This is a genomic window from Nocardia sp. NPDC055029 (assembly GCF_053608525.1).
In genome coordinates this window covers 43,969-59,677 of the sequence record NZ_JBSGVQ010000045.1, presented here as the reverse complement: position 1 = coordinate 59,677, position 15,709 = coordinate 43,969, and the positions used below count along the sequence as shown (strand labels likewise).

General features: G+C 70.7%; 3 protein-coding genes. All 3 read right to left on the bottom strand.

Annotated elements, in window-relative coordinates; all coding sequences use genetic code 11:
• Positions 1-35 precede the first annotated feature (35 nt).
• Genes ACWF9G_RS29580 through ACWF9G_RS29570 form a run of 3 tightly spaced genes read right to left on the bottom strand, consistent with a single transcriptional unit; the run spans position 36 to position 15,579 of the window.
• On the bottom strand, positions 36-881 hold the full coding sequence (locus tag ACWF9G_RS29580; RefSeq protein WP_379309390.1) for an ABC transporter permease: 846 nt from the start codon (positions 879-881) through the stop codon (positions 36-38).
• Between the two features lie 41 nt (positions 882-922).
• The gene (locus ACWF9G_RS29575) at positions 923-1,915 is read right to left on the bottom strand and encodes an ATP-binding cassette domain-containing protein (protein ID WP_379309370.1); all 993 of its coding nucleotides are present in this window, start codon (positions 1,913-1,915) and stop codon (positions 923-925) included.
• Positions 1,912-15,579 (bottom strand): amino acid adenylation domain-containing protein, encoded by a 13,668-nt coding sequence (locus tag ACWF9G_RS29570; RefSeq protein WP_452519328.1) that lies wholly within the window; start codon positions 15,577-15,579, stop codon positions 1,912-1,914. The genes ACWF9G_RS29575 and ACWF9G_RS29570 overlap by 4 nt, the downstream gene beginning before the upstream one ends.
• Positions 15,580-15,709: the final 130 nt, after the last annotated feature.

Below are 15,709 nucleotides of genomic sequence, written 5' to 3'. Positions count from 1 at the left end.
GAGGCGGCCTTCGCCGTTGTCGGTCGCGGAAGCACTCAGTGGCTGGCGACCTTTCGATACTGCAACAACGCGGCAGGCATCGCTACCGCCAGGATGACCAGCGAGCAGATGACGGCGTAGAGGATGCAGTTGTCGGCTGCCCAGCCGGTGGCGGGGGCGAACGACGGTGGTGCGTCGTTGTCGAACAGCTCGCGGCCCGCCGCCGAGACCGCGGTGATCGGGTTCCATTCGGCGATGGTGCGCAGCGGGCCGGGCAGGGTCTCGGCCGAGATGAACGCCGAGGAGATGAACGACAGCGGGAACATCCAGATCAGGCCTGCGCTCTGCGCGACCTCGACGGTCGGTGAGATCAGGCCGGTCAGCGCGCCGACCCAGGACATCGCGAACGCGAACAGCAGAATGATGGCGAAGGCCAGCGCGGCGTCGGCGGCGCTGCCGTGGATGCGCCAGCCGACGATGTACCCGCAGATCACCATCACACCCAGGCTGAGCACGTTGACGACCAGGTCGGACAGCGTGCGGCCCATGAGCACCGCCAGCCGCGACATCGGCAGCGTCCGCATCCGGTCGATGATGCCCTTCTGCAGGTCGCCGGCGAGGCCGACGGTGGTGAAGGCGGCATTGAACGCGACCGTCTGGGTGAAGATGCCCGCCAGCAGGAACTCGCGGTACTGGTCGCCGCCGAGCGACGCGCCGAAGATGTAGGCGAACAGGAACACGAACATCAGCGGCTGGATCGTGGCCGTGACCAGCAGCGTCGGCACCCGCAGAATCGTCAGCAGATTGCGGTGGGCCACGATCGCGCTGTCCCGGATGAACCGGGCCCGCGGCTGCGCCCCGCCGGCAGCGGCGGAGCGCGGTGGACTCGTCTGGATCGGCATTTCGCGGGTCTCGTGCTCATCGGAAACCTCCGGTGCGACACTCACGACAGAATCTCCTCTTGCACATCGTCGGTTTCGGATTCTTCGGCGGCCGGTTCGGCCGGAGTCCCGGTGAGGGAAAGGAACACGTCGTCGAGGGTGGGGCGGACGACGACGGCGTCGACGACGCACACACCCGCGTCGTCGAGGCGGCGCAGCGCTTCGACCATGGTGCGGGATCCGTCGCCGACCACCACCGACACCTCCGCGCTGCCGGGTTCGTGGATCGGTTCACCGACGCCGACCTGCTGCAGGACCTTCACCGCCGGCCAGGGGCTCTGCCCGGCGGCGAGAGTGACGGTGAGCCGGTCACCGCCGATGGAGGTCTTGAGTTCGTCGGCCGAGCCCCGCGCGATCACGGTGCCCTTGTCGATGACCGTGATCCGGTCGGCGAGCAGGTCGGCTTCCTCCAGGTACTGGGTGGTGAGCAGGACGGTGGTCCCGTCGTCGACGAGCTCACCGATCACCTGCCACATGTCGAGGCGCCCGCGCGGGTCGAGGCCGGTGGTCGGCTCGTCGAGCACCACCACCGGCGGCCGCGCGACCAGCGCGCCCGCCAGGTCGAGCCGCCGGGCCATACCGCCGGAGTAGGTGCCGGCACGCCTGCCCGCCGCGTGCTCGAGACCGAGGACGCCGAGCAACTGCTCGGCCCGCGACGCGGCCTGCTTGCGGGACATCCCGTACAGGCGCGCCACCATGCGCAGGTTCTCGTAGCCGGTCAGGTTCGCGTCGACGGCCGCGTACTGGCCGGACAACCCGATCCTGGTCCGCGCCGTGGCCGGATCGGCCAGCACGTCCACCCCGGCGACCCTGATCGAGCCCGCGTCGGGCCGTAGCAGCGTGGTGACGACCCGCACGGTGGTCGTCTTGCCCGCGCCGTTGGGGCCGAGCAGGCCGAGTACCGTGCCGGCCGGGATTTCCAGGTCGATCTCTTTCAGCACGCGCACCTTGCCGTAACTCTTGGCCAGGCCACGTACTTCTACCGCCAAACTCACGGACGCATCTCCTTCTGGCCGCCGCCGCACACGGTGATCGCCGGGACCGCGTCGAGGTGGTGATGCAGCACGGGGCCGATCACCGCCAGCGATTCCGGCGTTGTCATCGCCGCATGCCTGCAGGGCAGGTCGTGGTTGTGGATGTTGCCGGTGACGAACGGCTGCCAGGCTTCGGCGCGCCTGCCCGGGTCGGCGGCGTTGATCTCGTCCGCCGCGGCGGTGAAGAACACCAGGTCGCCGTCGAAGGTGCGCGGCCGGAACCGGTTGGCCATCACCGTGCCGTCGGCGTACCCGGTGTAGAGCCGTTCGAGATTCTCGACCGAGAGCGCGGCGAACGGGCCCGGCTGTGCCCGCAGCAGCTCGGCCGCTTCGTGCAGGTCGAGATCGGCGGGCAGCGGTGCCCCGCCGACGAGGTCGGCACCGAACTCACCGAGGATGTCGGCGACGCTCGGCATCGCGGTGTCGAGCCAGCGGTCGCCGAGCTGGTAGCTGTCCATCATGGCCAGCAGCGCGACGTCCTCCCCCGCGTCCTGCAGCTGGACCGCCACCTCCTGCGCGATCAGGCCGCCGAGCGACCAGCCGAGCAGATGGTACGGACCGTGTGGCTGGATCGACCTGATGTTGGCCACATAGTGGCCGGCGGCCTCGGGGATCGTGGTGAACCCGTCCTCCCCGGACACGTGCGGCGCCTGCAGGCCGTACACCGGGCGCTGCGGCGCGAGGTGCGCGAGCAGACCCGCGTAGCACCAAGCCAGGCCGATCGCGGGATGCACGCAGAACAGCGGGGTGTCGTGCGGGCCGGTGGACGGGCGGATGGCGAGCACCGGTCCCGTCGCCGCCGCCATGGCCGCGCCGGCGTCGGCGCCGTCGAGCCTGGCGGCGATGCCGGCCGGGGTTGCGTCGCCGAACATCAGCTGCACCGGCATGTCGTAGCCCTGCTCACGCAGTGCGGCAACGACTTTGGTGGCCAGCAGGGAGTTGCCGCCGAGTTCGAAGAACCCGTCGTCGGCACCGACTCGCTCGATGCCGAGCACCTCGGCGAACACCGTGCACAGCGCCACCTCGGCGGGGGTCACCGGCGCGCGGTAGCCCTCGGTCGCGACGAACACCGGCTCTGGCAGCCGGGCCCGGTCGAGCTTGCCGACGGGCGTCAGCGGTACCTCGTCGAGCAGCATCACCGACTGCGGGACCATGTAGTTCGGCACGTGCGCGCCGACATGGTCGAGCAGTTCGCGCACCGTCGGCACGGCGCCTGCGCGTGCCTTCACGTACGAGACCAGCGCGGTGACACCCGCCTGCGTGGTGTGCCCGATGGTGAGGGCGAACTCGACGTCGGTGTGCCTGCCGAACGCGACGTCGATCTCGCCGAGTTCGATGCGGAATCCGCGCACCTTCACCTGGTGATCGGTACGGCCGACGTACTCCACGTCCAGCGTCGGCTTCGCGCCGTCGCGCCAGCGCACCAGGTCGCCTGTGCGGTACATCCGTTCGCCCGGTGCGCCATAGGGATTGGCGACGAAGCGCTGCGCGGTCAAACCGGGACGGTTGTGGTAACCGCGGGCCAGCGCCGAACCGGCCAGCTGCAACTCGCCGGTGACGCCGATCGGGGTCGGGTGCAGCCGCCGATCCAGGACGGTGGCACTGACGCCCCGGATCGGGCCGCCGATGCTGATCGGGCCCTGTGGGCTCATCGGCTGCGGCATCAGCGTCACGATCGTCGTCTCGGTGGGGCCGTAGACGTTGTAGAAGTTGCGCCCCGGCGCCCAGCGGGCCAGCAGGTCCGGCGGCAGCGCCTCGCCGCCGACGAGAACGTGCGCGAGCGAGTGCACGCCCGCCGGGTCGACGGTGCCGATCGCGGCGGTGGTGATGAAGGCGTGCGTGATCCGCTCGCGGATGAACAGCTGCCGCAGGTCCTCACCGCCGACGATTCCCGGCGGCGCGATCACCAGGGTCGCCGCCCCGCCGAGCGCGAACAGGATGTCGAGCATGGAGCCGTCGAAACTCGGGGTGGCGAAGTGCAGTACCCGGCTGCCCGGACGCACGTCGTAGCGGTCGGCGGTCTCGGCAGCGAAGTTCGAGATGCCGCCGTGGGTGACCACCACGCCCTTCGGGGTACCGGTGGAACCGGAGGTGTAGACCACGTACGCCGGGTTGGCCAGGCGCAGCGGCCGGATCCGGTCGGAGTCGGTGACCGGCGAATCGTCGGTGCCGAGCACGGTGGCGCGGGTCTGCGGATCGTCGAGGACCAGCCAGCGGCAGTCACCGGGCAGCCGATCACGATGCGCGAGCAGGGTCAGGCCGACGACGACACCGGAGTCGGTGAGCATGTGGCTGATCCGCTGGGCCGGGTAGTTCGGGTCGACCGGGACGAACGCCGCACCGGCCTTGGCGACGGCGAGCATCGTCGCCACCGATTCGACCGATCGCGGAACGCCCAGCGCCACCAGGCTTTCCGGACCGATGCCCTGACCGATGAGGACCCGGGCGAGCCGGTTGGTCCAGCGGTCGAGGGCGTCGTAGGTGACCACGGTATCGCCCGCGCACAACGCCACCCCGTTCCTTGACCGTGCCACCGCGGCGCCGAACACCGCGGGGAAGGTGACCGGGCGATCGGCGCGGGTGCCGTGCACCGGCGCGAGCGCGGTCCACTCGGCCGCGTCGAGCAGCGCGAGATCGCCGACCGCCGTGTTCGGGTCGGCAGCGACCGCGGTGAGCAACCGGACCAGCCGTTCGCCCAGCCTGCGCGCGGTGCCCTCGTCGAACAGGTCGGCCGCGTAGTTCACCGCGAGGGTGATGCCGTCGGCGACGCGTTCGGCGGTCTGGGTCTCGGTGAAGGTGAACTGCAGGTCGAACTTGGCGATGCCCGCGTCGGCGTCGACGGCCTCGATCCGCAGACCGGGCAGTTCCAGCATCCGCACCGGGGTGTTGCGCACCGACAGCATCACCTGGAACAGCGGGTGATGAGCCTGGGAGCGCGCCGGATTGAGCACCTCGACGAGCCGTTCGAAGGGCATGTCGGCATTGGCGAACGCGTCGAGGTCGCGGTCGCGGACGGTGCGCAACAAGTCGACGAAGGCACGCTCGTCGGCCACCTCGGTGCGCAGCACCAGGGTGTTGACGAACATGCCGATCATCGAGTCGAGCGCCGGATGACCACGGCCCGCGGTGGCGGTGCCGACGGCGATGTCGTCGTCACCGGTGACGCGGTGCAGCAGCACGGCCAGTGCCGCGTGCAGCACCATGAACATGCTGACGTTGTTGACGGTGGCGATGCTGCGCAGCGCGCGGTGGGTAGCCGCGTCGAGCTGGCAGTCGACGGTGCCGCCCCGGTAGGAGGGCACCGGCGGGCGCGGGCGGTCGGCCGGGACGGTGAGCAGTTCCGGCAGGCCGTCGAGCACCTCGCGCCAGTGGGCCAGCTGCTTGCTGATCAGCGAGTCCGGGTCGTCCTCGGTGCCGAGGAGTTCCTGCTGCCACAGCGTGTAATCGGTGTACTGGATCTCCGGGATCAGGTCGCCGAACTGTTCGCCGGCCCGGATGCTGCGGTAGGCGGCGGCGACCTCGCCGGCCAGCGGTTCCAGCGACCAGCCGTCCATCGCGATGTGGTGCACGACGAGGACGAGCACGTGCTCCTTCGACCCCGCGACGGCCAGCTTGGCCTGCGCCGGCACGGGCAGACCCGTGTGGTCGACCGTGATCAGCGCCGCCCGCATGGGGACCGCGGCCGACAGATCGAAACCGGGGGTGACGAACCGGGTCACCGCGGCCTCGACCTCGTCCGGTCGCGCCGTCGCGTGGAACAGGGTGACGGCGGCGATCGCCGGGTCGAGCACGAGCTGTTCGGGCTCGCCCGAGCTCTCCGGGAACACCGTGCGCAGCGTCTCGTGCCGACGTTGCACTCTGTGCAAAGAGGCGATGAGTGCATCCAGGTCGATCGGGCCGTGCAGGCGCAGCACCACCGGGATGTTGTAGGCGCCCGCCGACTGGCTCTCGCCCTGGGTGCCCGCGTTGAACCGGTTGAGGAACCACAGCCTGCGCTGTGCCGCGGACAGCGGGATCCGTTCCGGGCGTTGCTGCTTCACCAGGTCGGGGCGGCCTTCGTCACCGGACGGCCCCGACTCGATGAGCGCGGCGAGTTCTTCGACGGTCGGCGCGGCGAACACGGTCCGCACCTCGAGCCGCACATTGCTGGCCGCGGCCAGACGTGCCACCAGCTGGGTCGCGAGCAGCGAGTTGCCGCCGATGTCGAAGAAGCTGTCGGTGGCGGAGATCGACGGGGTGCCGACCAGGTCGGTGAAGACCTGGGCGACCAGCCGTTCGGAGGCGGTCTGCGGCGCCCGGCCCGCGGCGACGGTGAATTCCGGTTCCGGCAGCGCGCCGCGGTCGAGCTTGCCGATCGGCGTGAGCGGCACGCGATCGAGCAGGGTCAGCGACGCGGGCACCATGTGCCCGGCCAGCCGGGCCGCCGCGTGGTCGCGGACGGCGGCCAGTTGCGTCGGCTCGGTCCCGTCGGCGAGCTGCACCCAGGCGACGATCCGGTCGTCGCCGGAGATCCGCCGGACCTCGGTGTGCGCGAACCGGACATCCGGGTGGCTGCCGAGCACCGCGCTGATCTCGCCGAGTTCGATCCGGAAACCACGCACCTTGACCTGGTGGTCGCTGCGGCCGAGGTATTCCAGTTCGCCGTCGGCGGTCCACCGCACGACGTCACCGGTGCGGTACATCCGGGTACCCGCGGGCCCGCACGGGTCGGCGATGAAACGGCCAGCGGTGAGGCCGAAGCGCTCGTGGTAGCCCTGGGCGATGCCGGGCCCGCCGAGGTAGAGCTCACCCGGCACCCCGGTGACGACCGGCCGCAGCCGCTCGTCCAGGACCAGGGCCCGCGCGCCACGCACCGGCGTGCCGATCGCCACCGGCACACCCACCCGCATCTCCGACATCGCGGCGATGACGGTGGCTTCGGTGGGACCGTAGGCGTTGACGAAACGCCTGCCCGGCGCCCAGCTCGCCACCAGATCGGGCGGCACCGCCTCGCCACCGGCCATGAGCGCGCGCAAACGCGGCAGGGGCCAGCGGGTGGCATCGATCGAGGCAAGCACGGCAGGCGTCAGGAAGGTGTGGGTGATGTCCTCCCGGTCGAGCAGCGCGCCGAGCTCGTCGCCGCCGTAGATGTCGATCGGTCCGATCACCATCTCGGCGCCCGACCAGACCGCCAGCAGCATGTCCAGGACGGAGACGTCGAAGCTGGGAGTCGAGAAGAAGAACGTACGGGCGAAGCGGTCGAGGCCCGTCCGTTCCTGCAGGTCGACCGCGAGGCTGACCAGACCGCTGTGGGTGACGGCCACGCCCTTCGGGAGACCGGTCGAGCCCGAGGTGTAGATCTGATAGGCCGTGTCGGCGGGGCGCACCGGGCGGACCCGCTCGGCATCGGTGATCGGAACGCTGTCGTAGGTCGCGAGTTCGGCCTGCAGGTCGGCGTCGTCGACCAGCAGCCACTGGGTGTCGAGCGGACCGGCCGCCTCGCGCAGTGCGTCGACATCCGCTGTGGTGGTGAGGACCGCGCGGGCATCCGAGTCGGTGAGCATGTGCCGGACCCGGTCGGCGGGGTACCGCGGGTCGACCGGCACGAACGCCGCGCCGCTGGAGGCGACGCCGAAAATGGCCAGCGCGCAGTCCAATCCACGGGTCAAGCCGACGACGACCCGGTCACCGGTGCCGATGCCACGCGCGATCAGCGCCCGGCCGAGCCGGTGTGCCCGGAAGCCGACCTCGTCGTAGTCGAGCTCCCCCACCGCACCGTCGACGCTGCCGCCGGCGAACCAGCGCAGGGCAGGCCGATGCGCGAACTTGGTGGCCGCGCGTTCGACAATGTCGGCCAGCACGACCGGCGTCACCGGGGCAGGCCCCTGCGCGGGCACCAGGGCACGATGTTCGGCGACGGTGAGCGCCTCGATCTCGCACACCAGCTGCTCCGGGTCGGCGGTCGCCTGGGTGAGGATCAGCGCGAAGCGTTCCGCGAGGGTCTCGATGGTGGCGGCATCGAACATCTCGGCGGCGTACACGAAGTCGAACCGGAGACCGCCGCCCTCGGCGGGCGCCACCCGCAGTTCGAGATCGAATTTGGCGCGGGCGATGTCGAGTTCGTCGGCGGCGAGCCGCAGACCCGGCAGTTCCAGCTCCGGCGCCGGGGCGTCCTGCATGCTCAGCGCGACCTGGAACAGCGGGTGCCGGTTGCTCGCCCTGCTGTCGCGGCCGAGCGCGTCGACGACCCGTTCGAACGGCAGGTCGGCGTTGGCGATCGCGGCCAGTTCGTCGTCGCGGTCGGCGTGCAGCAGGTCGACGAAGCTGCGGCCGGGGTCGACGTCCGAGCGCAGCACGAGGGTGTTGACGAACATGCCGACCAGGTCGTCGAGCTGGATGTCGGTGCGTCCGGCCACCGGGGTGCCGAGGGGGATGTCGCGGCCGCCGGTGACGCTGCGCAGCAGCACCGCCAGCGCCGAGCGCACCACCATGAACAGACTCACGCCGGTGTGCGCCGCCAACTCGTGCATGGCCTGCTGCAGCGGCGCCGAAACCTCGCATCCCACACTGCCCGCCACGCCGGTCGGGTCGAGCGGGCGCGGCCGGTCGAACGGCAACGGCAGCTCGTCGGGCAGTTCCGCCAGGGCTTCGCGCCAATGCGCGAGCTGGGTGGCGGCGATGCTGTCCGGATCTTCCTCCACGCCGAGCACCGCGCGCTGCCACAGGCTGAAGTCGGCGTACTGCACCGGCAGCGGCGCGCGCACCGGCGCGGTGCCACCGCACCTGGCCACGTACGACAGCGCCAGGTCCCTGGTCAGCGGGCCCAGCGACCAGCCGTCGGCGGCGATGTGGTGCACGATCACACCGAGGCGGTACTCCCCCGGCGCGACCCGCAGCAGCTGGATGCGCAGCGGCGTCTCCCTGGTCAGGTCGAAGCCCTTGCGCGCCAGCTCGGTCAGCATGGCGTGTGCCTGCTCGGGATCGCTGTCGACGACCTCGATCGCGGGAACCGTCTGGGTGATCGGCAGGACCACCTGCTGGGCGCCGGACAGGTCCTCGGGGAAAACCGTGCGGAGCACCTCGTGTCGCTCCACCAGATCGGTGAGGGCAGCGCGCAGCGCGCCGATTCTCAGATCTCCGCTGATTCGCAAGACGAATGCGATGTTGTAGGCGCTCGATTCGGGGGACAATCTGTTGAGGAACCACAGCCGCTGCTGCGGCAGCGACAGTGGTATGCGTCCCGGGCGTGGGGTGTGTACCGCCAGCGCCACCCGCTGCGTCCGGGGCGCTTCCGTGATCAGCTGGGCGATACCGGCCACGGTCGGCGCCTCGAAGATCTGCCGCACCGGCAGGTCGACACTGAAGTCCGCGTGCAGCGCGGCCGCGAGCCTAGTGGCCAGCAGCGAGTTGCCGCCGATCTCGAAGAAGCTGTCTTCCGCACCGGGCACCGAGCTACCGAGGATCTGGGTGAACACCGCCGCGACCCGCATCTCCAGATGGGTACGCGGCGCGCGGGTGCCCGTGGTGACAGCGAATTCCGGTGCGGGCAGAGCCTTTCGGTCCAGCTTGCCCGCCGGGGTCACCGGCATCCGCTCGATCACGGTGACGGCCGCGGGCACCATGTACCCGGGCAGCCTGCCGCGCGCGGTGGCCAGGACGGCCGCCGGATCGACCGGACGGTGGGGAACCACATAGGACGCGAGCCGCTGCTGGCCGTGCTCGTCGACGTGCACGACGGTCAGCGCCGACTGCACCCCCGGGTGCTCGCGCAGGACGTGGTCGATCTCGCGCAGTTCGACGCGGAAGCCGCGGATCTTGATCTGGTCGTCGGCGCGGCCGAGGAATCGCAACCGGCCAGTGGGATCGGCGACGACGAGATCGCCGGTGCGGTACATGCGTTCGCCGACCCGGCCGTGCGGATTGGCCACGAACCGCTGCGCGGTGAGCGCGAGCTTGCCGAGGTAGCCGCGGGCCACGCCGGGTCCCGAGACATACAACTCGCCCGGTGTGCCCGGCGGCACCGGGTGCAGGCGGCCGTCGAGCACGAACAGCCGCATGCCACGCACGGGCGCACCCAGCGGAGCCGGCTCCCCCGCCTGCATGGCGGCACTCGCGGTGACGGCGACGGTCGCCTCGGACGGGCCGTACATGTTGTGCATCCGGTACTTCGACGCCCACGTGTCGACGAGCCCGTCGGAGCAGGCCTCGCCACCGACGATGACCGTGCCCAGATCGGGGAAGTTACCGGCGGGCACGGTGGCCAGCGCGGCCGGCGTGATGAACGCGTGGGTGATCCGCTCCGACCGGAGGAAACCGGCGAGTTCCGTGCCGCCGTACAGGTCGGCGGGGGCGACGACGATGGTCGCGCCCGCGGCGAAACCGAGCAGCAGTTCCAGTACCGAGGCGTCGAAGCTCGGCGACGAGAAGTGCATGGTCCTGGCCGCATCGGTCACCTTGTACAGCTGCGTCTGCTCGCTGGCGAGCGAGGCGATACCCGCGTGGGTGACCACGACGGCCTTCGGCGTACCGGTGGAGCCGGAGGTGTAGATCAGGTACGCGGGTTGACCGGCCCGCATCGGGTGCCTGCGGTCGGTATCGGTCAGCGGGGTGGCCGAGCGGCTCGCGCAGTCGGCCTCGAACTCGGCGGTGCCGAAGACCAGCCATTCCGGCGCCTTGCGGTGCTTGCCGGTCGTGGTGGGCAGCGCGGCGAGATGTTCGGGCAGCGTGAGCCCGAGCACCGCACCGGAATCGCCGATCATGTGCGCGATGCGCTCCGCCGGGTAGGCCGGGTCGACGGGCACGTATGCCGCGCCGGACTTGGCCACCGCCCAGATGGCGACGATCGATTCCAGGCTGCGCGGCAGCGCGACCGCGACCACCGCTTCCGGACCGGCGCCGTGCGCGATCAGGCTGCGCGCCAGCCGGTTCGAGCGCTCGTCGAGCTCGCGATAGGTGGTGTCGAAGCCGAGGTAGCGCACGGCGACGGCGTCGGGCAGCCGCTGCGCGGTCTCACCGAGCAGACGGGCCAGCGTCCCCGCGGGTTCGGCCGGTGCGCCGGCGACGGGTACCAGCCGTGCGGTCTCACGGCGGTCGAGCAGTGCGAGGTCACCGGTGGGCTTCGCCGGGTCGGCCACCATGGCGGCCAGCAGCGTGGTGAACCTGCGGGCGATCGCTTCCACCGTGACACGGTCGAAAACGTCGGTGGCGAAACCGAATTCGGCGTGCAGCGGACCGTCGACGTGATGGTCGCGGACCTCGAGCTGCAGGTCGAACTTGGCGACGCCGGTCTCGACCGGCACCAGTTCGGCCGCGACACCGGGCAATTCGACCCGCAGTTCGGGGGTGCGGTCGTAGGACAGCATCACCTGGAACAGCGGATGTCGCGAGGTCGACCGATCCGGGTTCACCAGTTCGACGAGCCGCTCGAACGGCACGTCGGGATTGGCGAAGGCGTTGAGGTCGGTCTCGCGGACCAGATCGAGCATCCGGTCGAAACCGGCGGCCAGGTCGACGTCGGTGCGCAACACCAGCGTGTTGACGAACATGCCGACGAGATCGTCGAGGCCGGGGTCGGAACGGCCTGCGATGGGAGTACCGATGGTGATGTCGGTGCTCCCGCACAGGCGGGCCAGCAGGGTCGCGAGCGCGGCGTGCAGCACCATGAACATGCTGACCCCGCGACGTTGCGCGAGTTCGCTTGCGGCACGGCGGGTCTCGGCGTCGACGGTGAAGGCCACCGTCTCGCCGCGAGTACCGCGTTGCAGTGGCCGTGGCCGGTCCAGCGGCAGGTCGAGCTGATCGGGCAGGCCGGCCAGTGCCTCGCCCCAGTGGCTGAGCTGCTTGCCCAGCGGCGATTCCGGGTCGTCCTCGTGGCCGAGCAGTTCCCGCTGCCACAGCGCGAAATCGGCGTACTGCACCGGCAGCGGAGTCCACTGGGGCGCGCGGCCCTCGGCGCGCGCGGCGACCGCGACCATCAGGTCCCTGGCCAGCGGGGCGACCGACCAGCCGTCACCGCAGATGTGGTGCAGCACCACCAGCAGCACGTGGTCGTCGGCGCCGACCCGGTACAGCGCGACCCGCAGCGGGGTTTCGGTGCGCAGATCAAAGCCGCGGCCGGTCACCTCGGCGACCCGGCCGGCGAGATCGGCGGCGATCACGTCGACCGGCTCCAGCGCCGGTTCCACCGCGGCAGCTGGGTGGATCAGCTGGTAGGCACCGGCCGGACCGGCGGGGAAGCTGGTGCGCAGGCTCTCGTGGCGATCGAGCACGTCCCGCAGGCCCGCGCGCAGCGCGTCCAGGTCGAGTCGACCGGTGAGCCGCAGGGCGAGCGGCATGTTGTAGGCAGCGGCGTGCTCGGCGAACCGGTTGAGGATCCACAGCCGCTGCTGGGCCAGCGACAGCGGCACCCGTTCGGGCCGCACCGCCGGAACCAGCTTCGGCGTCGACGACTCGGACCGGTGCGTGCTGAGGTAGCCGGCCAGCGCCGCGATGGTCGAGGTCTCGAACAGCTCCCTGATGGTCAGGTTCGCGTCCAGAGAGGTGTTGATCCGGGCGACCGCGCGGGCCGCGACCAGCGAGTTGCCGCCCAGGTCGAAGAAGCTGTCCTCGACGCCGATCCCGGTGCCGTCGAGCGCGAGCACCTCGGTGAAGATCTCGGCGAGCGCGCATTCCAGCCGGGTCTGCGGTGCGGCGGCGCCGGTGGTGAGCCGCACCCCGAGCGCGGGCTCGGGCAGCGCCTTGCGGTCGACCTTGCCGTTGGCGCTCAACGGCAGCTCGTCGAGCACGACCAGTGCCGAGGGCACCATGTAGGACGGCAGACTGCGCCGCAGCCCCGACAGCAGCACGGCGGGCTCGGGCGCCGACCGGCCCGACCCGGCGACCACGTACGCGACGAGTTCGCCGTCACCGGTGCGACCGGCCCGCGCCACGCAGACCGCGCGGGCGACGTTGCCCTGGGCCAGCAGCGCGGACTCGACCTCGCCGAGCTCGATCCGCAGGCCGCGGACCTTCACCTGGAAGTCGGTGCGCCCCAGGTATTCCAGGACGGCGCCGTCGAGCTGCCAGCGCGCCAGGTCGCCGGTGCGGTACAGACGCTCACCCGGGGTGAACGGATTGGCGACGAACCGGTCGGCGGTCAGGTCGGGACGGCCGAGGTAGCCGCGGGCCAGCTGAGCACCGGCCAGGTACAGCTCACCGACGACTCCGGGCGGGACCGGACGCAGCTGCGCGTCCAGGACGTAGGTCTGGGTGTTCCATACCGGGGAGCCGATCGGCACCGTGGTGGCGTCGGCCGGGCACGGCCAGTAGGTGACGTCGACCGCGGCCTCGGTGGGGCCGTACAGGTTGTGCAGCTCGGGACCGCCGGACGGTCCGTGCAGCGCCGCATGGAAATCGGCCACGGTGGCGCCGGGCAGCGCCTCACCGCTGCAGAACACGCGCCGCAGCCCGGCACCGCCGGCCACCTGTGCGTCGGTGACGAACAGCGACAGCATCGACGGCACGAAATGCGCTGTGGTGATGGACTTCTCGGTGATGATCCGCGCCAGGTAGGCCGGATCGCGGTGCCCGTCGGGCGCGGCGATCACCAGGCGGGCGCCCACCTGCAACGGCCAGAAGAACTCCCACACCGACACGTCGAAGGTCGCGGGGGTCTTCTGCAGGACCGCATCGGTGTGGTCGAGTGGATACTCGGCCTGCATCCACCGCAAGCGGTTGACGATCGCGGCGTGCGTGACGCCGACGCCCTTCGGCTTACCGGTCGAGCCGGAGGTGAAGATGACGTAGGCGAGGTGCTCGGGCCGCAGCGGCGCGAGCCGGTCGGCGTCGGTGATCGGGGCGATATCGCGCCCGCTGACGTCGAGGGTGTCCAGGTCGACCCGCTCGACGCCGTCGGGCAGCCGCACCATGTCACGCGCGGCGGTGAGCACGCAGACCGGACGGGCTTGCGACACCACGGCTTCGATCCGGTCGGCCGGGTGTTCGGGGTCGAGCGGCAGGTACGCGGCGCCGGTGGCCAGCACCGCGTACATGCCGACGACCATCTCGATGCTGCGCTGCAGGCACAACCCGACCGTGGTCTCCGGACCGGCGCCGCGGGCGATGAGTTCGCGCGCCAGCTGGTTCACCTGATCGTCGAGTTCGGTGTACCCGACGGCGCGGTCGCCGAATTCGAGCGCGACGGCGTGCGGGCTGCGGCGCACCTGGTCGGTGAACAGCGAGACCAGCGTGCCGGCGGGCACCGGCATCTCGGTGGCGTTCCATTCCCGCAGCACCCTGTCCTGCTCGGCATCGGTGATCGCCGTCAGTTCGCGGGTGGGCGTGGTCGGCTCCGCGGCCAGGAAGCGGGCGAGGAAGTCGAGGTAGCGGCCGTGGTGGGCGGCGACTTCGGCTTCGCCGTAGAGCTTCGGGTTGGCTTCGAAGTCGAGATGGATGCGGCCGCTGTCACCGTTGTAGATGTTGATCGAGAGGTCCTCGACGGGGCCTGTCGCCAGCACGTTCAGCCTGCCCGTGATGTCGCCGAACTTCAGCTCGTCGTGGAACAGCATGATGTTGACCATCGGGCCGAAGAAGCCGCGGGCGTCGCGGGAGTAGCCGCAGTCGCGCCGGATGTCGTCGGAACGGTAGCGCTGGTGGCGCAGGGCGCCGGTGATCTGCAGTTCGGTCTGGCGCACGACGTCGGCGACGGTGGTGTGCTCGTCGAACCGCACGCGCAGCGGCACCACATTCGACACGACACCCGCCGAGCGGCGCAGCGCGACCGTGGTGCGGGCCGAAACCGGGAGGCTCAACACAACATCCGAGTCGCCGGTGACCGTGCGGACATAGGCCGCCAGCGCCGCGACGATGAGCGCGGAGTTGGCCGAACCGTGCGCGGCGATCGCCTCGGTGAGCAGGTCGTCGACCTCGGGGTCGAGGAACGCGGCGGCGCGGTGACGGCCCGGGTCGTGGGTATCTCCGGTGGCGGTGACCGACGACAGTGTCATCGGCTCGCCGACGCCGGCGAGCTGTTCCATCCAGTACTCGCGGTCGGCGCCGAACCGGCTGGACTCGCGGTAGCGGGATTCGTCGGCGTAGAGGTCGACCAGCGCGGTGGCGCGGGAGACCGACGGTTCGCGCTCTTCGCCGATGGCGGTGTAGATCTCGGCCGCGCGCGAGAGCGCGTTCATCGCTCCGTAACCGTCGATAACGATGTGGTGTCCGCGTTCGTACCAGAACCAGTCCTCGTCACCGATTCGCAACACGACATTGGTGGTGAGCGGTTCGCGTTCCATGTCGAATGGCGTGCTGGCGTGCTCGTTCATCCAGCGCAGCGCGGCCGCCCGCGGGTCGGGCTCACCACGCAGGTCCATCCGGCCCCAGCCCGGCCGCCATGCCATGTCCACCCGTTGGTGCGGCACCCCGTCTATCTCGAGTAGGCGCACGTGTCCCACCTGGGATTCCGCGCCGAAGCGCTCGATCGCGTGCAGCAGCCTGCCCGGGTCGAGATCACCGTGCAGTTCGACGTAGTGGGCGATGGTGAGCGGAATATCGGGCCGGATCCGTTGCGCATACCACAGGGCCGTCTGACCGGGCGAGAGAGCGAACGGCTGGCCCGGATCGTCGTCTGTGACGCTTGAGCTGACGCGGTCGGTGGCCAATGAACTCATCAAGCACTCCGTTCTGCCTTTGTGTCACAACTCCCCGAGCTTCGCCCGGGCGCGCGACGGCGCCAGGGCGTGGCTATCCACGCCCATTGATTCGGAGTACTGCGGCGGCCGGATGGCTACCGATCTTGAT

Excerpts from the sequence above, each read along its gene's own strand:
- ACWF9G_RS29580 (WP_379309390.1), bottom strand. The coding sequence starts at position 881 with ATGCCGATCCAGACGAGTCCACCGCGCTCCGCCGCTGCCGGCGGGGCG.
- ACWF9G_RS29570 (WP_452519328.1), bottom strand. The coding sequence starts at position 15,579 with ATGAGTTCATTGGCCACCGACCGCGTCAGCTCAAGCGTCACAGACGAC.